Origin of the sequence: Nonomuraea sp. KM88 (genome assembly GCF_052245635.1) — a bacterium.
Taxonomy (GTDB): Bacteria; Actinomycetota; Actinomycetes; order Streptosporangiales; family Streptosporangiaceae; genus Nonomuraea.
The window spans coordinates 530,705-553,440 of sequence record NZ_JBQQCC010000001.1 but is presented as its reverse complement, the minus strand read 5'-3'; the positions used below and the strand labels follow the sequence as shown (position 1 = coordinate 553,440).

Sequence of the window (22,736 nt, the reverse complement as noted above, 5' to 3'; positions counted from 1 at the left end):
TCGTGGGAGTAGCCCACCCACCCTCCGGGCTCCTGCTCAGGCGGTTCCTGTCCTAGCCTCGAAGGTATGAACAGGGACAACCTGCTCGGCCAGTTCCTGCGAGCCCGCCGCGAGCTGCTCCAGCCGGAGGATCTGGGCCTGCCGCCGGGCACGCGCCGCCGGGTGGCGGGGCTGCGCCGCGACGAGGTGGCCCAGCTGGCGGGCGTGAGCACCGACTATTATGTACGGCTGGAGCAGGGCCGCGAGCGCCACCCGTCCGCGCAGGTGGTCTTCGCGCTGGCCCGCGCCCTCGCCCTGGAGGAGGACGCGGCCGCCCACCTGCTCCGGCTGGCCGGTGCGTCCACCGGGCGGCGGCGGCCGGCTCCCGGACGCGAGCAGGTCAGCCCGTACCTGCTGCGCATGATGCGGGCCTGGCCGCACACGCCGGCGGTCGTGCTCGGCCCCCGCCTGACCGTGCTGGCGGGCAACGCCCTGGGCAAGGCCCTGTTCGCCGGCCACGCCCACAGCGACGACCTGGTGCGGCTGGTGTTCCTCGACGAGGACGCGCGGGACTTCTATCCCGACTGGGACCGGGTGGCCGTCAACACCGTCGCCGGGCTGCGCGCGACGGCCGGCACCGACCCCGACGACCCGCGGCTGATCGAGGTGGTGGGCGAGCTGTCGCTCAGGAGCGAGGCCTTCCGCACGTTGTGGGCCCGCCACGACATCCGCCAGAAGACCCACGAGACCAAGCGGTTCCGGCACCCGCTGGTGGGCGAGCTGACGCTCCACTACGAGTCGCTGACCGTGAACGGCGCCCCCGGCCAGCAACTGGTCGTCTACCAGGCCGACCCGGGCAGCCCTTCCGAGGAGGCGCTGGCCCTGCTGGGCAGCCTGACGGCCGAGCAGGAGGTACGGCGCCCGGCGCACGCCGCCGAACGACCGCCCGCCACCGAAGACTGATCCCCCACACCAGCCACGCGCCCGCCCCGATGGCCGGCGCGCCGATTTGCCATGCCAGAAAACGCCCGACAACACCCACACCGACCACGCCCGCACACGACCGACAAGCACCGGCTACCGGCCAACGGCCACGACCACGCCCACTGACACGCCCGCTCACACGCACGACGACCACGCCCACTGACACGCCCGCTCACACGCACGACGACCACGCATGACGACCACCACGTGAACACGTGGAACACCACTCTGGAGTGACACCTCGTATGACCACCAATGACACGCCCGTCTGGTTCATCACCGGCTGCTCCACCGGTCTCGGCCGGGCGCTGGCCGACGCCGTCCTGGCGGGCGGCGGGCGCGCGGCAGTCACCGCCCGCGACCCGGCGCAGGTCGCGGACCTGGCCGCGCGCCACGGAGACCGGGCCCTGGCCCTGCCGCTCGACGTCACCGACCAGGACCAGATCAAGGAGGCCGTCACCCGGGCGGAGTCCGTCTTCGGCCGCATCGACGTCCTGGTCAACAACGCCGGGTACGGCTATCTGGCCGCCGTCGAGGAGGGCGAGGACGACGAGGTCCGCGCGCTGTTCGACACGAACGTCTTCGGCCTGCTCGACGTCACCAAGGCCGTGCTCCCCGGCATGCGCGCCCGCCGCGCCGGCCATGTCGTGAACGTCTCCTCGCTCGGCGGTCTGGCGGCCTTCGGCGCGACCGGCTACTACCACGCCACCAAGTTCGCCGTGGAGGGAGTGTCGGAGTCGCTGGCAGCGGAGGTGGCTCCGCTGGGCATCAAGGTCACGATCGTGGAGCCCGGCGCCTTCCGTACCAACTGGTCCGGCCCTTCCATGCGCCAGTCCCCCGTGCGGATCGACGACTACGCGCAGACGGCGGGCGCGCGCCGCGCCGCCACGCTGGCGACCTACGGCAAACAGCCCGGCGACCCCGAGCGGGCGGCTCAGGCGATCATCGCCGCGGTCGGAGCCGATGCGCCGCCGCTCCGCCTGTTGCTGGGCAGGGCGGCGTACGACGTCGCCTCGGCCCGGCTGGACACCCTCAGAACCGGCTTCGACACCTGGCGTGACCTCACGCTCAGCGCCGACTTCCCGGCGTAGGGCGGCAGCCCGGAACCAGCCGGCGTACCGAAACGAAGGAACGATGACATGACCACCACTGAGAAGATCGTCCTGATCACCGGTGCCAGCAGCGGCATCGGCCAGGCCACCGCGCTGCGGCTGGCAGCCGACGGGAACCACGTCGTCATCGGCGCCCGCCGCACGGACCGTCTCGATGAGCTCGCCGGCCGGATCGAGGAGGCCGGCGGCACGGTCGACGTGCGGCGCCTCGACGTGACCGACCGCGAGGACGTCGCCGCGTTCGCCGACGCCGCCGCCGAACGGCACGGCCGGATCGACGTGATCGTGAACAACGCGGGCGTGATGCCGCTGTCCCGGCTCGACTCCCTGCTGGTGGAGGAGTGGAACCGGATGATCGACGTGAACGTGCGCGGCCTGCTGCACGGCATCGCCGCCGCGCTCCCGCACTTCCAGCGCCAGGGCGGCGGCCATTTCGTCACCGTCGCCTCCATCGGCGCCCACCAGGTGGTGCCGACGGGCGCGGTCTACTGCGCCACGAAGTACGCCGCCTGGGCGATCACCGAGGGCCTGCGCCTGGAGCTCGACCCGAGCATCCGCGTCACCACCGTCTCGCCGGGCGTGGTGGAGTCCGAGCTCGCGGACACCATCACCGAGGCCGGCGCCCGGGAGGCGATGCGCACCTACCGGGCGGACTCCATCCCGCCCTCCGCGATCGCCGACGCCATCGCGTACGCGGTCGGCCAGCCGCCGGAGGTGGACGTCAACGAGCTGATCATCCGCCCGGCACGGCAGCGCTGACCGGCGGCGCTGACCGGCGGCGCTGACCGGCGGCGCTGACCGGCGGCGCTGACCGGCGGCGCTGACCGGCGGCGCTGACCGGCGGCGCGGCCCGGCGGCGCGGCCCGCGTGGGAGGCTGGTGGATCGTGTTCACTTCCGAGGCGTCTGCGCACCAGCCCGCCGCCCGCCGCCTGGTCCTCGTCGCGGGGCAGGAGGGCGCGGGCAAGACCACGATCATCCGCGCGCTGCTGCCGCACACGCCGTACGGGGCTCGGGTCGACGGCGAGGACCTGGGCCAGGTCAATCCATGCCACTACGACGAGGCGTTCTGGCACCTGCTCCGGTCCAACGTCGCGGTCCTCGTCCGCAACTACTGGGCCGCCGGCTACGTGAACGTCATCGCGGGCAGCTTCTTCCGCACCCGCGATGACTACCTGCGCTTCCCGCGACCTCGTCCCCGAGGCGGACGAGGTGTACATGGTCCAGTTGCTGGTCGAGCGGGACGAGCGGCAGCGCCGCAGGCTCACCCGCGCCAAGCAGACCACGCAGGAGTGGCGTGACCGGGTGGACCTGGCCGACACCGGAGACGCGACCATCGCCGCCGATCAGGACGGCTACCGTTACCTCGGAGTCGACAACACGGGGTTGACGCCCGAGCAGACGGTGGCGGTGATCAAGCGGGCGATCCCGGCGATCTACGGCTCGCCGCCGCCGGGGTTCTGATCGTTCCGAGCGGGCGGGCCGCCGTTGTGCGGTTGGGGCGCGTACGCGATGCGGCGCCGTAAAGGAGGCGCCGTAAAGGAGGCGCCGTAAAGGAGGCGCCGTAAAGGATCGGTCGGCGTGCAGGCGAGAACGCCTGGTCACCGCCGCGCCTTCGGGGGATTTCCGTCGTTCCGTGAGAAGTTCGTGCGAGGGGATGGAACGCCCAGAAGGAACTCAAATGCGACACGATCATGAGGGCCGGCGGGTCAGCCGGCGGCGGCTGATCGCCGGTGTCAGCTCGCTCGGGCTCGGCGGCCTGCTGTCGGCCTCCGGTGCCAGGGCCGGCACGGTCAACACGGATCTCTCCTCGCTGCTCGCCGACGCCGGCACGTGCACGCTGACGCCCAGCGCGACGCAGGGACCCTTCTACTTCGACGCCGGAAAGATCCGCAGCGACATCCGCGAGGGCAAGCAGGGCGTGCGGCTGCGGCTGGGCATCAGGATCCAGGACAGCGCGACGTGCCGGCCGGTGCGCGACGCCGTGGTGGAGATCTGGCACTGCGACGCCGCCGGTCTGTACTCGGGGGCCGAGCACGAGTCGAAGAGTGGCAGCCTCGGCATGCCGCTCATGACCGATATGACGCCCACGGACGACAAGCGTTACCTGCGGGGCGCCCAGGTCACCAACTCCGACGGCATCGTGCAGTTCACCACGATCTGGCCGGGCTGGTACCCCGGCCGCACCGTGCACATCCACGTCATGGTCCACGTCAGCGACCGGCGCGTTTTGTGCACGCAGCTGATGTTCGACGAGTCGCTCAACGCCGCGGTCCTGGCGAGGCCCCCGTACTCCGCGAACCCCGGGCGCGACACGGTCAACGAGAAGGACGAGGACTACCGCGACGGCATGCTCATGACGGTCGTGGAGGACGGCGACGGCTACCTGGGCGCGATCGCCCTGTCGGCCGACCCCGGCCGGGACGGCCGCTAGACCCGCCGGACGACGCGCAGCAGGTATTCCCTCCTGTTGAGCGGGTTGTGATCGGTGCGCGGGCGCTCGGGAACCGGCCCGCGTACGGGCTGGTAGCGGTCGAAGTCGCACTCCAGCACGCCCTCGCCCCGCGTCAGCCCTGGCAGCTGCTGCTCCAGGGCGTGCACCCCGGCCACCGGGATGTCGCCCGCCAGCATGCCGGGGAACTGGGCGCGCGGCACGGCGCCCAGCCGGGCCAGCACGGGCAGCACCTGACCGGCGGTGTCCGCGGGCAGGTCGATGCGGAAGCTCTGCATCGGCTCCTCCACCATGGTGCCGGCCTGCGCCAGCGCGCTCATCAGGACCAGCGGCGTCAGGTTGCGGAAGTCTCCCGCGGTGCTCGACATGCTCTTGTCGAACCCTCCTCCCATGTGGCTCTGCCTGGCCCAGTAGCCGGTGTGGGTCAGCGTGACCACGCAGTCGACGACCTGCCAGCCGTGCAGGCCCTCCCGGAGCGTCTCGTGCACGGTCTCCTCGATCGTCTTCATGAACGCGTACGGCAGCGAGCCCAGCTCCACCTCCAGCCGGAACTCCACCCCGCCGCCGCGCGGGCCCCGCTCGACGCGCAGCCCGACGGTGGCGAGGAACGGGTTGGGATCCTTGGCGATCACCTCGACCGCGGCTCCCGTGCCGATCGGCCGCTCGACGCAGATCGTGGTCGTCTCGCGGAAGGCGACGTCGATGCCGTAGTCGTCGCGCAGCGTGGCCTCGATGACCTCCTTCTGCACCTCACCGTAGAGGGAGACCGACACCTCCTGGCGCACGTCGTCCTGGCGCAGGGAGATCAGCGGGTCCTGCTCGGCGAGCTGGGCGAGGGCCACGTGGAGCGCGCCACGGTCGCCGGGCCGGACCGGCGTCACCACCGACTCCAGCGCCGGCGGCGGGAAATGGCCCTGCGCCTCGGCCTTGCGCGGCAGGCCGATCGTGTCGCCGATGCGGACGTCGGCCAGGCCCCACAACCGGGCGATGCGGCCCGCGCCCACCCCGGGGCCCGGCGCCGCGCCGCCCCGGTCGAAGACGCTGATCGCGGTGACCTTCCCCTCGCGGGGCGCGCCGGGCTCCCCCTCACGGGCGAAGCTCAGCCGGTCGCGGGTGCGGATCGTGCCGGAGAACATGCGCACGTAGGCGATCTTCTCCCCCGCCGGGCCGCGTTCGACCTTGAAGACCGTACCGGACAGCGGGCCCCCGGGATCGCCCTCGGCGGCCGGGAGCAGCTCCTCGATGCCGGCGATCAGCGCGTCGACGCCGGCGCCGGTGATCGCCGAGCCCGAGAACACCGGGTGCGCCAGCGCCTCCCCTGTCTGGGCGGCGAGCTCGGCGCGGAGCCTTGCGTACGAGACGGAGCTCTCGTCGTGCACGTACGCGGCCAGCAGCGCCTCGCTCTGGTCCGCGAGCACGTCGAGCAGACGGCCGGCGAAGGCGGGCTCGTCGCCGAACGGCGTGAAGGACGCGCCGGCCGTGCCGTGACCGGCGGCCGAACCCATGGAGACGACGGCCGGGCAGAGCTTCTCGGCGAGCTCGCCCAGCACCCGGCCGGGGTCCGCGCCCCGGCGGTCGATCTTGTTGATGAAGATCAGCGTGGGGATGCCGAGCCGGCGCAGCGTGCGCATGAGCACGCGGGTCTGCGGCTGCACGCCCTCCACGGCCGAGACGACCAGGACCGCGCCGTCGAGCACGCTCAGCACGCGCTCCACCTCGGCGATGAAGTCGGGGTGGCCGGGCGTGTCGATGAGGTTGACCGTGGTGTCTCCGACGACGAACGAGACCACCGCGGACTTGATCGTGATGCCGCGCTGCCGCTCCAGGGCCAGGGAGTCGGTCTGGGTGTTTCCGTCATCGACGCGGCCGGGCTCGTCGATGACGCCGGCGGCGTGCAGCAGCCGCTCGGTCAGGCTGGTCTTACCGGCGTCTACGTGCGCGAGGATCCCGAGATTGAGGATGGGCACCGAACGTCATGTCCTTCACTGAGATGGGGCTTCCTTCCTGGGTGGACATGACAGGTGCTCGCATGGTGGTGCTCCTTCTGATCGTTGGGCTGAGGTCAGCACACCAGAGCCGCGACCGGCCGGGCAAACGAATTTTTCGCACGCTATGATTTGGGCACATGCCCAAGTCAAACGTCCAGAAAGCACGGAAGATGCCCTCAACCTCCGCGGTACGCGGCAGAGCCACCCGGCAGCGGCTGCTCGACGCGGCCGTCAGCCTCGTGCCCGAGGTGGGGTGGGGCGGCGTCACCACCCGGCTGGTCGCCGAGCGGGCCGGGGTGGCGCCCGGCGTCGTCCACTACCACTTCGCCTCCGTGACCGACCTGCTCGTCGAGGCCGGGATCGCCTTCACCGGAGGGCTGCTCGACAGCCTCGCCGACGAGCTCTGCGCCCGCCCCCGCATCGGCGAGGGCGTCGACTGGCTGCTGGGTGAGCTGTCGCGCTACGGCGGCACGGATCCCGCCTCCCTGCTGGTCGTGGAGATGTTCCTGGCCTCGACACGGCTGCCCGAGCTGCGCGGGCGGCTGGGCGGGCAGATGGCCGTGTTCCGCTCCCGCGTCGCGGCGTGGCTGGCGGAGTCGGGCTACCAGGGCGACGCGACGACCGCGGCCGCGATGCTGGCCGCGGCGCTCGACGGCGTCGTCCTCCACCGTTCGCTCGACCCGGACCTCGACGTGGCGGCGATGGCAGTGCCGCTGCGGACCATGCTGGGCATCCCGCCCGGGGAGGAGACGACGTGAAAGCCCTCATCTGCGGGGCCGGCATCGCCGGGGTGACGCTGGCCTGGCACCTCGAACGCGTCGGCTGGGAGGTGGAGCTGGTCGAGCGCGCGGCGGCGTTCCGCGACGGCGGCTAGACCTGCTCGTGGGGGCCGACGGCGCCCGTTCACGGGTGCGCGAGCTCGCCTTCGGCGACGTGGCGCCGCGTTTCCTCGGTCACCACGTGGCCGCCTTCACCCTCCGGGACGCGCGGCTCAGCGCGCAGATCGGCACGCGCTACCAGATGCTCACCGAGCCCGGTGTGATGGCCGGCGCGTACGCGCTGGGCGACGACCGGCTGTCCCTGCTGTTCCTGCGCCGCGACCCCGACCCGGCGCTGCCGGAGGACCCCGCGGCGGCGCTGCGCCGCGGTTTCGGTGAACGCGGCTGGATCCCGCCGGACGTGCTGGCCCGCTGTCCCGGCCCGCCCGAGCTCTACTACGACCTGGTGACGCAGGTCGAGATGGAGCGCTGGCACGAGGGGCGGGTCGTGCTCGTGGGCGACGCCTGCCAGGCGGTGTCGCTGTTCGCCGGGCAGGGGGCGTCGATGGCCATGGCCGGGGCGTGGGTCCTGGCCGACGAGCTCACCGCGGGCGGCGACCTGCCCGGCGCGCTCGGCCGCTACCAGGAGCGCATGGCGCCGGGCATCGCCGAGGTCCAGGACTTAGGGCGGCGGTTCATCGCGTGGATGGCCCCGTCGCACCGGTGGCGGATCGCCGTACGCGACCTGATGCTCCGGCTGGCCGCCCTGCCGGGAGCCGGTCGCCTGTTCGTCAACTCGCTCAGCCCGGGCGGCCACCGCCTGATCAGCGGCCGCTCGCACGTCCTCGAAAGCGTGCGTGAGGACTGACCCGTCCTCACGCACGACGTGCTTCTGCCGCACGCGACGCCGACCGCCGCGCTCGGGACACCTTCACGCCGCGGAGCCGGCCTCGTCCTCCTCGCCCCTGTCGCCGTGCCGCCGCCCGGCCCGGTCGAGTTCCTGCTTGGCGATCCTGAAGCGGGCGCAGCGCGCTTCCAGCTCGCGTTCGTCGTCTGCGTTCGGTTGGTCGATCATGTCGAACGACGTGATCACACCTCACCCGCGGAAGCGCCCGCCTTGGCGGAGTCTTGTGACTCCAGCGACTCGACCGTGCCCCGCTCGCCGTCGACCCTGATGCGGTCGCCGTCGCGCAGCCGCATGGTGGCGTTGCCGGTGCCGACCACGGCCGGGATGCCGAGCTCGCGGGCGACGATCGAGGCGTGCGACAGCGGCGCCCCCAGGTCGGTCACCACGGCGGCGGCCCGCGGGAACATCGGCGTCCAGCCGACGTTCGTCAGCGTCGTGACCAGGATCTCGCCCGGCTTGAGCCGCTCGCTCTCCTCGGGACCCGAGAGCACGCGGGCGACGCCCTCGACCACGCCGGGCGCGCCGGGGAAGCCGGTCACGGTGTCGCTCACCGTGACGGAGGACCCGCGCGCGTCGTGGAGGTCGGCCCGGCGGCCGGGGTCCGCGGCCCAGCGCACCGGGTCGAAGTGGCCGACGATCAGCGCCGGGTAGGGCGGCAGCGCGGCGTACCGCTCGTAGGTGGCCCGCCGCACGGGCACCCGCTCCAGCGCCGCCTGGTCGCCGCGCAGGAGGGCGAGCAGCTCCTCCAGGTACAGGAAGAACACGTCGTCGCCGTGTCCGGTCAACTCCCCCGCGCGTACGGCGAAGGCCCGCAGCACCCAGAAGGCCCTGATGTTCTCGGAACGGGTCGACTCGCGGTCGCGCACCACGGCGCTCCACCGCTGGACCCGGGCGCGCATCCCGGCCTCCTTGCGGGGATAACGCTCGGCGAACCGCGCCCACGCCTCCTCCCTGGCCCTGGCCTGCCGGGTGAGCAGCGCCTCCGTGTCGTCCCGCAGGTCGCCCAGTCCCGCGAGCTGGGCGTCGATCCAGCCGGGGTCCTCGCCGGGGCGCGGAATCGACACCTCGAACTCGTGGGCTCCGCGGTGGCCGTACGTGCGGGCGAACTCGGCTCTGGTGATCTCTCCTCTGGCCAGTCTGGACAACCCCATCACCGGGCCCAGGCTGGCCAGCTCGCCGTCGCTGTTGACCCCGGTCAGCATGGCTTCCGCGTCGAGCTCGCCCATCAGCCGGCGCAAGCGGTCGCGGGTGAAGACCAGGGTCGTGCCGCCCTGGCGGCCGGCCGCCTCCAGCATGCTGCAGGCGGTGACCGTGTGCTCGCGGATCTCCGCGTCCCACAGGGCGGCCAGCTCGGCGGCGGAGCCGGTGGCGGCGATCCTCTCCCGCAGGTCCTCGCAGCGCTGCTGGGAGGTGGCCAGGAACGCGTGCATGCCCTTGAGGTTCTTCCGCACGCGGCGGCGGATGCGCACGGCCATGGGCAGCACGCGCTTGAGGATCTCCCACCGGGAGACCTCCACCAGCGGCACGTCGAGGCCGGGCGGGACCTTGCCGAAGACCTGCTCGACCGCGCTGAGCCGGCTCTTCATGCCGAGAGCCGTGGCGATGGAGTGGACGACGCTCAGGTTCATGTAGAAGCGGCCGCCGATGTTGCCGACCAGGTCGAAGCCGGGCAGGGTCGAGGCGGACATCGCCTCGGCGATGAACAGCCGCACGAACGACCACGTCAGCGGCGTCATCACGTCGGGGATGGCCTCGCCCAGGTTGCCGCCGGTCCACAGGTAGTCGCCCTTGAGGCTGTCGTTCCACTCCTCGACCTCGGGGGCGATGCCGGTGATCGGGCGGGCCTGCACGATGGCGAACGCGCCGTCGCGCGAGGCCCACTCGACGTCCATCGGCGTGCCGTAGAGCGCCTGGATCCGCGCGCCGATCCCGGCCAGCTCCACGGCCCGCGCGTCGTCGAGCACGGCAGCGCCGCGCAGGTCGCCGGGCACGGGCCGCTCCTCGGTGCCCGTGGTGGTGCGGACGGTCATCACCGTCTTGTCGGCGGTGCGCGACTGGACGACCGCCCCGCCGGACACCACGACCGTGTCGGGGGTGACCTGCCCGCCGACGACCGCCTCGCCCAGCCCCCACGAGGCGTTGATCACGATCTCGTCGCGGGCGCCGGTGACCGGGTTGGCGGTGAACATGACGCCGGCCGCCTCCGCGTCGACCAGCTCCTGCACCACCACGGCCAGTGCCACGTCGTCGTGGGGGACGCCGTTCTGGTCGCGGTAGGCGATGGCTCGCGGGTTCCACAGCGAGGCCCAGCAGCGCTTGACCGCGTCGAGCAGGGCGTCGCCCCTGATGTTGAGGTAGGTGTCCTGCTGCCCGGCGAACGACATGCCGGGCAGGTCCTCGGCCGTGGCCGAGGAGCGTACGGCGACGGGCACGTCGCCGCCGAGCGCCGCGTACGCGTGGCGGATCTCCTCGGCGATCCCGGCGGGCATGTCGTGCTCGGCGAACATGCGGGCGATCACGGCGGGGTCGGCCGAGGACGCCCTGAGGATCTCGTCGCGGAAGTCCGCCACGAACGCGCGGTAGGCGTCGGTCGTGACGTGGAACCCGCCGGGGACGGGCAGCCCCGCCCTGGCCAGCCGGGCGAGTGAGGCGCCCTTGCCGCCCGCGGTCGCCAGGTCGGCGGCGGCGTCGTCGAGGGGGATCACGGCCTTCATCGCGCGCTCCCCGCGGTGCTGCCGTTCATCGAGGCCGCCAGCTTCGCCTGCGCGATCTCCGTGACGGCGTCGAGGTAGCCGAGCGTGGCCCGGGCCACGGCGTCCGCATCGTCTCCGGAGAGCGGGCGGCCGGTGCTCATCGTGCGCTCGATGGTGTCGGCCGCGAGGTCGGCGACCTGGTCGTCGGAGGGCCGGGTGATCCCTTGCATGCCTTCCGGCATGCACAGGAACCCGTAAAGGATGGCGCCGGCCACCATCGCGTGGTCTCCCGGCTCCTCTCGCACGGCGCCGCGCTTGATCAGCTCGGCCAGGTAGGAGTCGAAGGCCGGGAGCAGTTCCGGAGCGCTCGTCCCGCGCAACTTCTGGCGGGTCAGCTTGCCGAGCATCTCGGAGTCGTCGCCCAGCAGCGCGTGGAGCAGGGGCCGGCGCAGCAGCTCGCGGGCGAACGCGCCGTAGAGCGCGCTGAGCGTGGCGGGCCCGCCGCGGCGCACGCCGTCCAGCATGAGCACCCGCTCGCGGCGCAGCAGCGCCGTGAACAGCTCGTCGCGGGTCTTCCAGTGCAGGTAGATGGTGCCCTTGGCGACGCCGGCGTGCTTGGCCACGTCGTCGATCGTGGTCTTGTCGTAGCCCCACCGCAAAACCAGCTCAGTTGCGGCGTCGAGGATCCGGTGCGCCCGCTCGCGCTGGCGCGCCGGATCCTGTGGCGGTCGTCCTGGCTTGACCATGCATCTCACCCCGTTTGTTTGACTAGATGAGATTAAACGGTCATTAAATTATGCGCAAGCTCGTGCCGCAGTCAGCCGATCTTCGCGAGCAGCGCCTCGGCCTCGGTGGCGAACGACGCGTCGCCGGTGTCCACCGCCCTGCGCAACATCCGCCTGGCCTGCTCCAGGTCGCCCCGCTCGTACCGGATCTCGCCCAGCCGGCAGGCCGCCTCGGCCACCAGGTCCGGCTGCTCGGTCAGGCCCAGGGTCTGCTCGTAGTACCGCAGCGCCCCGTCGCGGTCCCCCAGCCAGTAGCAGAGCTCGCCGAGATGCGCGGCGGCCAGCCCCGACTCGGAGTCGCCCGCGTCGATGACCCGCTGGTACCAGGTGAGCGCCTCGCCGAAGTCCCGCTCGCGCTTGGCCAGCGCGCCCAGGTACATGGCCGCCACGGCGCCGTGGTGCCCGTCTCCGGCGTCGACGGCCCTGCGGTACCACTCGCGCGCCCGCGTCCCGTCCTCGTCGTGGTAGGTCCGCCCGATCCCGATCATGGCTCGCACGGCCCGGTCGGCGTCGCCGGCGTCGACCACCCGGCGGTAGACCTCGCGGCCCTCGTCGACCTCGCCCGCCTCGACCAGCGCCTGGGCGAACGCGGTGAGCACGGTCAGGTCTCCGCCCTCCGCCGCCTCCCGCAGCGTGTGCAGCGACTGCTCGGTGTCGCCCTGGTCGCTCTGCAGCATGCCGAGCAGGCTGGCGAACACGCCTCTCGCCGGGCTGTCGGCGTCGCCCGCCTGGCGCTCGGTCAGGTCGTAGAGGGCCTCGGAGTCACCCTCCGCGTCGAGCAGCTCGAGCAGCCTGCCGCCGGCCACGAAGCGCACGTCGGGGTTGTCGTGCTCGTGCAACCGCTCGTAGATCGCGCGGGCCTCGTCCGTACACCCGAGCTCGGCCAGCCGCTCGGCCACCCGCAGGTCGGTGAAGGGCCCGGCGCCGTCCAGCTCGTAGTACCCGCGTACGGCCTCCGGGTCCTCGCAGCGGTCGCCCAGCCCGCGGGCCGCCTCGGCGGCGCTCTCCCCCATGAGCGCGAGCACCTGCATGGCCAGCGGGTGATCGCCGCTCCCGCAGGCCTGATGGGCGAGGGTTTCGAGGTTGTTCATGGCGGTCCCGGCCAGGTCGGTGCCGGTGCCCGCGGCCACCTCGAACGCCCGCGCGGCGGCGAGATCGTCGCCCTCCTCGTGCAGCCAGACGCCGAGCTGCACGCCGCCCCTGGCCATCGCGTCCGGGTCGCCGGACTCGACGGCCAGCCGGACCTCGCGGGCCGCCCCTTCCGCGTCGCCCAGCTCGCGCAGCGCCCTGGCCAGGTCCACCCGCATGCTCGACGTGGTGGCGGGGAAGCCGGCGTCGACGCCCATGCCGTAGGCGCGCGCCGCGGCCTCCATGTCGCCCCTGGCCTTGCAGGCGTCTCCACGCGTCCAGTAGGCCATGGCGACGGTCTCCGGGTCGCCGGTGGCCACGGCCTGCTCGGCCTCCCGCTCCAGGGCGTCGTGGTCCTGCTCCTGGAGCAGATGGACGAGCAGGTGGCGGCGGCATTCGAGATCGCCCGCCGCCGCCCCCTCGGCCAGCGCCGCGCGCACGCCGCCGGCGTCGCCCTGCTCGCCCAGCAGGTCGGCCAGGACCAGGGCGGTGGCGGGCAGCGCGGCCCTGGCCGCCTCCACGGCTCCATCGAGGTCGCCGCGGCGCCGGCGTACGACCGCGATGTCGCGCCAGGCCGTCGCGGCCGTTTCCGCCCGCTCGGTGGCCGGCAGTAAGCTCAGCTCGGCCCGGCAGTGATGGCCCTCGTTCGCGAGGACGGCGCCGAGGTCGATCCTGGCCTCCGCCGCGAGCGCCGGCTCGCCCAGCTCGGCCACCAGCTCGTAGAACGGGCCCGCCACGCCGTCGTCCATGCCCCGCGCGCTGGACATGACCTCCCGCAGGGCCTCCTGCAGGCCGGCCGGGTCCGTGCCGGCCAGCAGGTCGCGGACGCCGGGCAGGTCCTCGGCGTCAAGCGCGAGCAGCAACCCGGCCGCCGGCTCCGAGCCGGTCTGCTCCGCCAGCGCCGCCAGCGCGCCCTGCCGGTCGCCCTCCGCCGCCAGCACCCAGGGCAGCTCCTCGGGGGTGGCCCGGCCGAGGAGGTGGCGGGAGACGGCGGCGGCGTACGCGTCGTCCTCCTGTGCGGCGGCCCGCTCCAGGGCGAAGCGCGCGGACTCGCTGTCACCGGCCGCCATGAGGCAGCGGCCCGCCTCCAGCATGGTCCGCGGCTCCGAGGCCGGGTCCATGGCCGCCGCCCGCTCGAACGCCGCCCGCGCGGACTCCAGGTCGCCGGTCCTGGCCAGCAGCGTGCCGCGCAGCCGTTCCGACTCCCCGGTCACCTCGGGCGGCGCGGCCGTCATGGCCGCGAGCGCGCCCTCCGCGTCGCCGTGGTCGAGCAGGAACCGGGCGAGGCGCAGCGACGCGTCCCCGCCCAGCGCCGCGGCCAGCCGCTCGCCGGCCTCGTCCACGCGCCCGCAGGCCACCAGCGCCTCGCCGAGCCCCAGGGCCACCGGGGCCCGCAGGCCCTCGTCGCCGGTCTCCGGCACCCCGGCGAAGGCCTCGGCGGCCTCGGCGTGCTCGCCGAGCTCCATCAGCGTCCGTCCCGCGGAGTGCAGCGCCACCGCGGTCAGGTGGTCGTCGCCGCCGGCGGCGGCCTGCCGCCACGCGTCGACGGCGCCGCGCTTGTCACCGGAGTCGCCACGCAGGGCGCCCAGGTAGCAGCCGGCCCGCTGCCGCAGGTCCGGATCCCCCGCCGCGACCAGCAGGGAGAGCGCCCGGTCGGCGGCGCCGGCCTGGCGGGTGCGCTGCCAGGCGTGCGCGCACTCCATCGCGAGCGCGCCGGCCATCCCCTGCGCGTCTCCCGAGGGGAACGCCGCCGCGGCGGCCTCGAAGTCCTGGCCGAGCAGCGCGTGCCCGAACCTGCTGACCTCGTCGGAGCCCAGCGCGAAGGCCGCGCGGGCGGCGTCGAGGTCGTCGAGCCTGATCCTGGTGTACCCCAGCAGCAGCGCGCTGCGCTCCCCCTCCCCCTGGGCGATCAACCGCTCGTGCAGGCGGCAGGCGGCCAGCAGGTCGCCCTGCTTCTCGTACAGGCCCGCCAGGTCGGCGGCGGCCTCCAGGCGCAGGCCCCGGTGCTCCGCCGCCGTGGCCCGCTCGTACGCGGCCCGCGCCAGGAGCGGGTCGTCCCCGGCGACGAGCCCGCCCAGCGCGTACGCCACCCAGGCCGCCAGCGCGGGATGGCCGTCCGACCAGGCCCGGCGCAGCAGCGCGGCCGCCTCGTCCGTGTCCGGCAGCACGTCCTTGCTGATCAGGGCGGTGTACGACAACGCCAGCGGGTCGCCGAAGCCCACCGCCCGCTCGAACAGCTCGGCCGCGCGGGACAGGTCGAACCCGATGGAGACCAGCACCTGGGCGAACACGGCGGTCCCGATCGCGGCCACGGCGGGGTCCGGGTGGTCCATGGTCGCGCGGTAGCGGGCCAGCCCCTCCTCCCTGCCCAGCCGCTGGTGGTCGAGCATCGCCGCGAGCACGGGGTGCGGCTCCTCGCCCGGCTCCCTCAGCAGGTGCAGCAGGAACGTCGCGCTGAACCCCTGGAGCAGGTCATAGCTCTCGGCCACGTACGCCAGCAGCTCGTCGGCCTGCTCCCGGTCGCCCTCGCCCAGCTCCAGCTCGGCCAGCGCCACCATGGCCCGCAGCGACTGCGCCGGCGCCTCCGAGTCGGCGGCCCTGCGCAGCAGCCGTCTGGCCTCGGCCAGGTCGCCGTCGCGCAGCCGGGCGAGACCGTTGTCGGTGTCCTGGAGCGCCTGCTCCTCGACGGGGTCGGGCAGCGGCTGCTGCATGGCGTCGTGGTCGAGCAGCAGCCCGGCCTTGTACGCGGCGTCGGCGTCGGCGTGCCCGGCCGCGAACGCCGTCAGCTCCATGATCTCGTCGTGGGCGCCGGGGTGCTGTTCGAGCAGGATGCCGAGCAGGGTGACGCTGACCGAGGCCCACTCGCTCTCGCCGGCCTCCAGCACCGCCCGCAGCGCGGCCAGCGCCTCGGGCACCTCGCCCGCCTCGGTGTGCATCTGGGCCAGGCACGCCTGGGCCTCGACGGCGTGCTCGCGCTGCCCGCTGGCGATCACCCTGTGGAAGATCGCCTTGGTCTCGTCCTCGTCGCCGAGCTGCGCGGTCACCTTGGCCAGCTCGATCAGCGACGGCAACCGGATGTCGGGCCTGGGGTCCTCGGCGGCCACCCGGTAGGCGGCCGCGGAGTCGGCGTACTCGCCGAGGTCCACCAGGACGGCTCCGAGCAGCTTGTGCGCCATGGCCAGGTGGTCGGGGTGGCCGACGGCGATGGCGTGCTCGCACACCTCGCGGGCCGCGTCGAACTCCTCCGCCTCGGCGTACAGCTGGTAGAGCCGGAACGCCGACAGCGACACGACCTCGGGGTCGCCGCAGGTCAGCAGCGCCTGGTAGTCGTCCTCGCCGTCGGCCGCCTCGTACAGGTCGTGGGCCGAGGCGGGATCCTGCTCGAACTCCGGCAGTTCGAGCCGCGCGGCCAGCTCGGCCACGGCGGGGCTGTCACACCTGCGGGCACGTTCGAGCGCCTCCTGGGCGCCCTGGGCGTCGCCCAGCTGGGTGCACACCAGGACCATGGCCGTCTCGGCGAGCGCGGCCACCTCGAAGTCGGCGCCGTCGGAGGCGATCGTCAGCACGCGGTGGGCCGCCGGCCACTCCTTGGCGTTGACCAGCATCATGCCCATGGCCATGGCCGAGCGCTGCCCGAACACCGGATCCCCCGACTGGATCACCGATCGGTGCGCCGCCTCGGCGCCGTCCAGGTCTCCCTGCTCCTGCAGCACCCCCGCCAGCAGGTGGGACGCCTCCGGGTCACCCGTGGCCGCGACCTGCCTGAACAGCGCGGCGGCCTCGTCGAGATCTCCCGCCTCCCAGTGCTTCATGGCCGCGTCGAGCTGTTCTGACGCCATCGTCTCTCCAAGGTCATCCAATAATGTGAAAAAGCTACACATACGCCACGCTTGGTCACAGCCATTCCGGGATCTCGGAGCCGACGCACCGAGATGTGGAGCCGCACCGTAGCGTGGTGCCCATGGGCAACGCGTTCTGGATCGACCAGGAGTTCGACAGGGACCGTGACGGGCGCTATGCCGTACACGTGCGCAAGAACCTCGAGGAGTTCGAATGGGGTGACATCGCGCCCGTCAGGTTCGCGTGCGCGGCCTGGCGGCTGGCCACGCCGCCGTCGCTGACCCCCGGCTACGTACGGTGGGACCGCCGCGTCCTCGAGGCGACCTGCCACCGCAACACCTGGGACGGCACCCTCTACGCCCGCGTCAGGGTCGTCTCGCCGCTGCCGGAGGAGCTGACCCGGTCGCGGGCCTGGTGGCGCGACCGGGGATGGCTGGGCTGGCAGGAGACCTTCGGCCAGTACGTCGAGCCGACCCAGCAGGATCTCGCCAGGATCCCGTTCCTGCGGGCCACGCTGCTGGTCGAGGCGCCGGTGCCGCTCGACGACCTGCCGCCGGAGCCCGAGGGCCCGCACGACGAGGTCGAGCAGAGCGCCCACCGGGCGGTGGTGGTGCTGGTCCGCGAGCTCAACGCTCTGGTGGCGCCGGTGCTCGACCAGCTGGGCTGACGGGCGCCCAGCCGTCCGGCATGCCCGGCGTACGGCCGGGTAGCAGGAGGCGCATGAGGTTCCCGTTCGCCGTGCCGGCGCTGGCCCTCTTCGCCGCCGCCGGCTGCTCCGTGGACACCGCCTCCCCCGCGCGTGCCGCGGAGCGTTTCCACGCCGCGATCGCCGGGCGGCAGGAGGCGAGCGCGTGCTCCATGCTCGCCCGCAGGACGGCCGAGAAGCTGCCCGGCCCCGGCCAGACCTGCGCCGACGCGCTGCGCGAGGTGCGGCTGGGCCCCGGCGGCCGGCCCACCGCGGTGAGCGTGTGGGGCGAGGAGGCCCAGGTGCGCCTGACCGGCGACACGGTCTTCCTGCACCGGTTCAGCGACGGCTGGCGGGTGAGGGCCGCGGGCTGCCAGCCGGTTCGCGACCTTCCCTACGAGTGCGAGGTGGAGGACTGATGCGAGTGATGTTCGCGCTCACCACGCTCGTCATCGTCGCGGGGCTGGCGTGGTTCTTCGCGATCGGATGGTCGCGGCTGTGAGGCGGTTCAGGGACAACGCCCTCTCCGTGACGTTCCTCGTCCTGTTCGTGCTGGCGGTGTGCGGGCAGGCCGTGGCGGGGCTGCTCGACTACAACGACCGGCAGATGGCCGCGGGCGCGGAGCCGGTCTCGCTGCCGGACTACGTGGCCTCGTCGTCCTTCGCGGTCGACGTGGCCGAGAACTGGCAGTCGGAGTACCTGCAGTTCTTCCTGTTCATCGTGGTGACCGTCTGGCTCGTCCAGCGCGGCTCGCCCGAGTCGAAGGAGCCGGGCGAGGAGGGGGCGGAGTCCGACGAGCAGCAGCGGATCGGCCGCTACGCCGAGGCCGACTCGCCCGCCTGGGCGCGGGCCAGAGGGCTGCGGTTGTGGCTGTTCAGCAACTCGCTGGGGCTGGTGATGGGCGCCGTCTTCCTGCTGTCGTGGCTGGCCCAGTCGGTGGCCGGGCAGGCGGCCTACAACGCCGACCGGCTGACCGACCTGCGCGATCCGGTCTCGTGGAGCGCGTACGTCAGCTCGCCGGAGTTCTGGAACCGGAGCCTGCAGAACTGGCAGTCGGAACTGCTCGCCGTGCTGTCGATGGTGGTGCTCTCGATCTATCTGCGGCAGCGCGGCTCGCCCGAGTCGAAGCCGGTCGGGGCGCCGCACGCCTCGACCGGGGTGGAGGGCTGACCGGTGACCACGGCGACGACGCGGGTGCGGGGCTCGAAGGCGCCCTGGCGGGCGAGGTCGAAGATGCCGTAGAGCATTTTCGCCACGTAGATCCGTTCGACACGATATTTCGTGATGAATCGCTCTAGGGCCGGGGTCGACTTGGCGTATCCGCCGAAGTGGTAGTCCAGGTTGATCTCCCAGTTCGGCCACGTACGGCCGTACGCCTCCCGCTGCAACCTGGCCACCTCGCCGGCGAGGAACCCCGCCCCCTTGAGCACCGCGAACCCGATCGCCCGCTTCCCCTCGGGCAGCCCCGCCGAGATCCCGGCCAGGGTGCCCCCGGTGCCGACCGGGCAGCAGATGACGTCGTAGTCGCCGGCGATCTCCCCCGGCAGCTCCGCGCACCCGCGCACGGCCGCGGCGTTGCTCCCGCCCTCCGGCAGGATCACCACGTCGTCACCCCACCGCTCCCGCAGCCGGGCCTGCACCTCGTCGGTGTGCTTGAGCCGGTAGGAGGCCCGGTCGAGGTAGGCGAGCGTCATGCCGCAGGCGGCGGCGTGCGCGAGTGCCGGGTTGAGCGGCCGGTGCTCCTCGCCCCTGATGACGCCGATCGTCTCGATCCCGTGCCGCCGGCCGGCCTCGGCGACGGCCCTGATGTGGTTGGAGTAGGCGCCGCCGAACGTCAGCAGCCGGGAGTGCCCCAGGTTGTACTTCAGCTTGCGCGGTTTGTTGTCGTCGTGCGCCAGGAACACCCGGACCTGGCCGAGCCCTGGGTCCAGGAGTTCCTCCATGGCGCTAGTCTACGGTCGGGCCTATGTTGAGGAGTGTTCGAAAATGCGCGTTGTTGAAGCTTTTCGTGCCGCCTACGGCGCGTCCCCCGAAACCGTCTGGCACGCGCCCGGGCGGGTCAACCTGATCGGCGAGCACACCGACTACAACGACGGCTTCGTCCTGCCCTTCGCGGTGCCGTGGGGCGTCACCGCGGCGATCACACCGCGCGCCGACGCGACCATCCGCCTGCTGTCACTCCAGGCCGACGGCGGCCCCCTCACCCTGGTCGGCCACGAGGAGTCGACGGGCTGGACCCGCTACGTCGTGGGCGTCCTCGCCATGCTCGGCGACCGCGTCTCCGGCGCGGACATCGCGATCGACGGCGACGTCCCCCAGGGCGCGGGGCTGAGCTCCAGCGCCGCCCTCGAGGTGGCCGTCGCCTCCGCGCTCAACGACCTGCACGGCCTCGGCCTGACCCCCATGGAGATCGCCCTGCTCGGGCAGAAGGCCGAGAACGACTTCGTCGGCATGCCGTGCGGCATCATGGACCAGGCGGCCTCGGCGCTGTGCGAGGAGGGGCACGCGCTGTTCCTCGACTGCCGCTCCCTCGCCTCCAGGACCATCCCGCTCGACCTGGCCTCCCACGGCCTCGCCATGCTCATCATCGACACCCAGGTGCACCACGAGCACGCGGGCGGCGAATACGCCAAGCGCCGCGCCGAGTGCGAGTCGGCGGCCCGCAAGCTCGGCGTCCCCGCGCTGCGCGACGTCACCGACCTGCCCGCGGCGCTCGAGCTCCTCCAGGGTGACGAGCGCAGGCGCACGATGCACGTCGTCACGGAGAACCACCGCGTGGAGGCGCTGATCGGGCTGCTGCGCGCGGGCGCGGTCACGGAGATCGGCGCGCTGCTGAACGCCTCGCACCTCTCGCTCAGGGACCAGTACGAAGTGTCGTCACCCGAGCTGGACGTCGCCGTGGAGGCGGCGGTCAGGGGCGGGGCCAGGGGCGCGCGCATGACGGGCGGGGGCTTCGGCGGCTCGGCCATCGCCCTGGTGCCGGTCGATCGGCTCGACCGCGTCCAGGAGTCGGTGGCCGCCGCGTACGCCGAGCGCGGCTTCCAGGCCCCCCGGTTCCTGCCCGCCACCCCGGCCCGCGGCGCCCACCGCATCTGAAGGGCCGCTGACCCGCGCGTGCCGTTCCGCCCGCTGGACCTGCCCCTGCGGTCCGCCCGCTGACCTGCCCGCGCCGGGTGGCGGCGGTCAGAGGGCGGGGAAGTCCGGCGGGCGGCGTTCGAGGAAACTGGCGACGCCCTCCGCGAAGTCCGGCCGCTCGAAGGAGGCCAGCATCTCCCGGACGGCCGTTTGCGCGGACTCCCCCAGCGTCGCCTCCCAGTCGTGCCAGACCTGCCGTTTGATCACCGCCATCGACGCGGGCGAGCTGTGCGCCGCCAGCTCGAGCGCGTACGCCCGTGCCCGCGCCACCAGTTCCTCCCCCGGCACCGCCCGGTTGACCAGCCCCAGCTCGTACGCCTCCCGCCCCGTGAACACCCGGCCCGACAGCAGCAGGTCCATGGCCCGCTGCTGTCCCACGAGGCGCGGCAGCACCCAGGACAGCCCGTACTCGGCGATGAGCCCGCGCCGCGCGAAGGCCGTCGTCCACTTGGCCTCCTCGGCCGTCATGACGAGGTCGCAGACGAGCGCGTGGACCATGCCCAGCCCCGCGCACGCCCCGTTGACCGCGGCGATGATCGGCTTGCCGATGGTCGTGGGGAAGGTGTGGGGCCGGGGGTCGGGCCGCTCGTCGTAGGTGCCGGTCCTGAGCGCGTCGAGCGTCTTGAAGTCGGCGCCCGAGCAGAACCCCTTGCCCGCGCCGGTGACCACGACGGCCCGGACCGCGGGGTCCTTCTCCGCCTCCGCCAGCAGGTCGAAGTAGCGCCGCCCCATGGCGTCCGTCCACGCGTTGAGGGTGTCGGGACGGTTGAAGGTCAGGGTGAGCACGCCTTGGTCGACCGTTGAGAGCACGAGTTCCGCCATGACCCCAACCGAACCATGTTCTAGCCCCGGGTGGCAAGGCTAGCGGTGGTGGACGAAGGCCGGGGTGAGGACACGGGTGTCGTAGTAGCGGTGGAAGACGGGGGTGGCGGCGCCCGAGAGCGGTGGCACGATCCACGACCAGTCGGCCGGGCAGGCGCGCCCCGCCTTCTCCTCCTTCGACAGGTGCGTCAGGAAGCGGCGCGACTCCGTGTGGTGGTCGGTCATCGTGACTCCGGCCCGCTCGAACGAGTGCAGCACCGCCACGTTCAGCTCCACCAGCGCGTGGTCGCGCCACAGCGTCCGCTCGGTGGAGGTGTCCAGGCCGAGTCGCTCGGCGGTCATCCCGAGCAGGTCGTACCTGTCCTCGTCGGCCAGGTTTCGGGCGCCGATCTCGGTGCCCATGTACCAGCCGTTGAAGGGCGCGCACGGGTAGCAGATGCCGCCGATCTCCAGGCACATATCCGAAATAGCCGGAACGGCGTGCCAGCGCAGGCCGAGGTCGGCGAACCACGGATATTCGGGGTGCGTCAGCGGCACCTCCAGAACGGCGTCCCCGGGCAGGTGGCACAGCAGCGCCTCGCCCAGGCCCGGCTGGACGATCAGCGGGAGCACGTCGAACCGGCCGGAGCCGCCACGCCACCCCATGGCCTGGGCCCGCTCGGTCAGGCCGGCGTTGCGCGGATCGCCGACGACGCCGCCGGGCGTGCGGTATCCGGCGTACCGGATGAGCTGGTCGTTGAGCACGCGCGGCCCGCGCATCGCCGGGGTGTCGGGGGGCAGCACGGTGATCGTGGGCCTGATCTTGCCGTTGCCGGTCGCCTCGCGCAGGTGGGCGACGCATTCGAGGGCCACCCCCTCGGCCGTGGTCACCTGCCTGCGGTCGCGTACCCGCAAGGACCGCCAGTAGAGGCGGCCGATGCACCGGTTGCTGTTGCGCCAGGCCACCCGGGCGCCGAACTCGAGCTCCTCGTACGTGTGCGTGTAGGTCCCGGTGCGGGCCACCTCCCTGGTGACGTCCCGCAGCCGTGCGTTGAGTCCGCCCGCGGCGGGGTTCTCAGCATGGAAGAGCCTGAGGAAACGCTCCGCCGCGCGCAGGTCGGCGGTTCGCGCGAGCACGGCGTTCATGGCCTGCACGGCGGGCGTGTCGAAGGTGCGCAATGACTTGATCCAGGTGGGCACGCGGCAACCTGTTCCTCCGTCGTCGGATCGCCCCGCCGATTCCGGGTCGGCGGCACGTCCTGGTGGCGGGCGCCCTCTCCTCGCCCCCGGCATGATGTCCCGCGGCTCCGGTCCACCGGACCGGATGCACCATCTTTCCCCGCCGGGCCCCGCTTTGTCCGGCCAACCTGAAAATACGTAATGATCTCGCTACAAGGCGTGAAACAACACCGTAGCGAGCGGCTCGGGCCACATGAGGTGTGCCCGGCGGCAAGCTCTTCACGAACTGGATCTTGCGGGTAGTACAGTGTC

Annotated in this window: 20 protein-coding genes; 12 read left to right on the top strand and 8 right to left on the bottom strand. The window is 72.9% G+C overall.

Annotated elements, in window-relative coordinates; genetic code table 11:
* Positions 1 to 66 precede the first annotated feature (66 nt).
* The 5 genes from ACTWPV_RS02615 (at position 67) to ACTWPV_RS02595 (ending at position 4,507) form a co-directional block, all read left to right on the top strand.
* A complete protein-coding gene (locus ACTWPV_RS02615; protein WP_443150428.1) occupies positions 67 to 942 on the top strand; it encodes a helix-turn-helix domain-containing protein in 876 nt (291 codons plus the stop codon).
* Positions 943 to 1,208: 266 nt separating this feature from the next.
* Positions 1,209 to 2,054, top strand: coding sequence for an oxidoreductase (locus ACTWPV_RS02610; RefSeq protein WP_347641876.1), 846 nt, complete (start codon positions 1,209 to 1,211; stop codon positions 2,052 to 2,054).
* 48 nt (positions 2,055 to 2,102) lie between these two features.
* On the top strand, positions 2,103 to 2,834 hold the full coding sequence (locus ACTWPV_RS02605) for an SDR family oxidoreductase (RefSeq protein ID WP_443150427.1): 732 nt from the start codon (positions 2,103 to 2,105) through the stop codon (positions 2,832 to 2,834).
* A 406-nt stretch (positions 2,835 to 3,240) separates the two neighbouring features.
* Positions 3,241 to 3,537, top strand: coding sequence for a hypothetical protein (locus ACTWPV_RS02600; protein WP_443150426.1), 297 nt, complete (start codon positions 3,241 to 3,243; stop codon positions 3,535 to 3,537).
* A gap of 217 nt (positions 3,538 to 3,754) precedes the next feature.
* Positions 3,755 to 4,507, top strand: coding sequence for an intradiol ring-cleavage dioxygenase (locus ACTWPV_RS02595; protein ID WP_443150425.1), 753 nt, complete (start codon positions 3,755 to 3,757; stop codon positions 4,505 to 4,507).
* On the opposite strand, the gene ACTWPV_RS02590 is transcribed toward ACTWPV_RS02595, so the two are convergent.
* Positions 4,504 to 6,492 (bottom strand): GTP-binding protein, encoded by a 1,989-nt coding sequence (locus tag ACTWPV_RS02590; protein WP_443150424.1) that lies wholly within the window; start codon positions 6,490 to 6,492, stop codon positions 4,504 to 4,506. The two genes, ACTWPV_RS02595 and ACTWPV_RS02590, sit on opposite strands and share 4 nt — an antisense overlap.
* A 191-nt stretch (positions 6,493 to 6,683) precedes the next feature.
* On the opposite strand from ACTWPV_RS02590, the gene ACTWPV_RS02585 reads away from it, so the two are divergent.
* From ACTWPV_RS02585 to ACTWPV_RS02575, 3 genes are read left to right on the top strand one after another with little or no spacing between them, the layout of a single operon-like run.
* A complete protein-coding gene (locus ACTWPV_RS02585) occupies positions 6,684 to 7,271 on the top strand; it encodes a TetR/AcrR family transcriptional regulator (protein WP_443150423.1) in 588 nt (195 codons plus the stop codon).
* The gene (locus tag ACTWPV_RS02580) at positions 7,268 to 7,387 is read left to right on the top strand and encodes an FAD-dependent oxidoreductase (protein WP_443150422.1); all 120 of its coding nucleotides are present in this window, start codon (positions 7,268 to 7,270) and stop codon (positions 7,385 to 7,387) included. The genes ACTWPV_RS02585 and ACTWPV_RS02580 overlap by 4 nt, the downstream gene beginning before the upstream one ends.
* 35 nt (positions 7,388 to 7,422) lie before the next feature.
* Complete coding sequence (locus ACTWPV_RS02575; protein ID WP_443150421.1) at positions 7,423 to 8,139, top strand: FAD-dependent monooxygenase; 717 nt, start codon at positions 7,423 to 7,425, stop codon at positions 8,137 to 8,139.
* Positions 8,140 to 8,202: 63 nt separating this feature from the next.
* Here the strand turns inward: ACTWPV_RS02575 and ACTWPV_RS02570 are convergent, their stop codons facing one another.
* From ACTWPV_RS02570 to ACTWPV_RS02555, 4 genes are all read right to left on the bottom strand, one after another.
* The gene (locus ACTWPV_RS02570; protein ID WP_347641869.1) at positions 8,203 to 8,346 is read right to left on the bottom strand and encodes a hypothetical protein; all 144 of its coding nucleotides are present in this window, start codon (positions 8,344 to 8,346) and stop codon (positions 8,203 to 8,205) included.
* 14 nt (positions 8,347 to 8,360) lie between these two features.
* Positions 8,361 to 10,892: a PEP/pyruvate-binding domain-containing protein gene (locus ACTWPV_RS02565; RefSeq protein ID WP_443150420.1), complete on the bottom strand. Its 2,532-nt coding sequence runs from the start codon at positions 10,890 to 10,892 to the stop codon at positions 8,361 to 8,363.
* Positions 10,889 to 11,617 carry a TetR/AcrR family transcriptional regulator gene (locus ACTWPV_RS02560; protein WP_443150419.1) on the bottom strand — a complete coding sequence of 243 codons (729 nt, stop codon included), beginning with the start codon at positions 11,615 to 11,617 and terminating at the stop codon, positions 10,889 to 10,891. Before ACTWPV_RS02560 ends, ACTWPV_RS02565 begins: the two co-directional genes overlap by 4 nt.
* A gap of 71 nt (positions 11,618 to 11,688) precedes the next feature.
* Positions 11,689 to 16,623: a tetratricopeptide repeat protein gene (locus ACTWPV_RS02555; RefSeq protein ID WP_443150418.1), complete on the bottom strand. Its 4,935-nt coding sequence runs from the start codon at positions 16,621 to 16,623 to the stop codon at positions 11,689 to 11,691.
* 122 nt (positions 16,624 to 16,745) lie between these two features.
* Between ACTWPV_RS02555 and ACTWPV_RS02550 the strand changes: the two genes are divergently transcribed.
* The 3 genes from ACTWPV_RS02550 to ACTWPV_RS02540 all read left to right on the top strand — a co-directional run bounded on the left by ACTWPV_RS02550 (position 16,746) and on the right by ACTWPV_RS02540 (position 18,479).
* Positions 16,746 to 17,291, top strand: a complete 546-nt coding sequence (locus tag ACTWPV_RS02550; RefSeq protein WP_443150417.1) for a hypothetical protein — start codon at positions 16,746 to 16,748, stop codon at positions 17,289 to 17,291.
* Between the two features lie 53 nt (positions 17,292 to 17,344).
* A complete protein-coding gene (locus tag ACTWPV_RS02545; RefSeq protein WP_443150416.1) occupies positions 17,345 to 17,728 on the top strand; it encodes a hypothetical protein in 384 nt (127 codons plus the stop codon).
* Between the two features lie 79 nt (positions 17,729 to 17,807).
* A complete protein-coding gene (locus tag ACTWPV_RS02540; protein WP_443150415.1) occupies positions 17,808 to 18,479 on the top strand; it encodes a DUF6766 family protein in 672 nt (223 codons plus the stop codon).
* Here the strand turns inward: ACTWPV_RS02540 and ACTWPV_RS02535 are convergent.
* The gene (locus tag ACTWPV_RS02535) at positions 18,404 to 19,252 is read right to left on the bottom strand and encodes a 1-aminocyclopropane-1-carboxylate deaminase/D-cysteine desulfhydrase (protein WP_443150414.1); all 849 of its coding nucleotides are present in this window, start codon (positions 19,250 to 19,252) and stop codon (positions 18,404 to 18,406) included. The two genes, ACTWPV_RS02540 and ACTWPV_RS02535, sit on opposite strands and share 76 nt — an antisense overlap.
* 43 nt (positions 19,253 to 19,295) lie before the next feature.
* Here ACTWPV_RS02535 and galK point away from each other — a divergent pair, with 43 nt between their 5' ends.
* Entirely contained in the window at positions 19,296 to 20,405 is a 1,110-nt protein-coding gene (galK, locus tag ACTWPV_RS02530) for a galactokinase (RefSeq protein WP_443150413.1), read from the top strand.
* Positions 20,406 to 20,492: 87 nt separating this feature from the next.
* Here galK and ACTWPV_RS02525 read toward each other — a convergent pair whose 3' ends face one another.
* Both ACTWPV_RS02525 and ACTWPV_RS02520 read right to left on the bottom strand, forming a co-directional pair.
* A complete protein-coding gene (locus tag ACTWPV_RS02525; protein WP_443150412.1) occupies positions 20,493 to 21,266 on the bottom strand; it encodes an enoyl-CoA hydratase-related protein in 774 nt (257 codons plus the stop codon).
* 39 nt (positions 21,267 to 21,305) lie between these two features.
* Positions 21,306 to 22,445, bottom strand: a complete 1,140-nt coding sequence (locus tag ACTWPV_RS02520) for a nitric oxide synthase oxygenase (protein WP_347641859.1) — start codon at positions 22,443 to 22,445, stop codon at positions 21,306 to 21,308.
* Between the last annotated feature and the right edge of the window lie 291 nt (positions 22,446 to 22,736).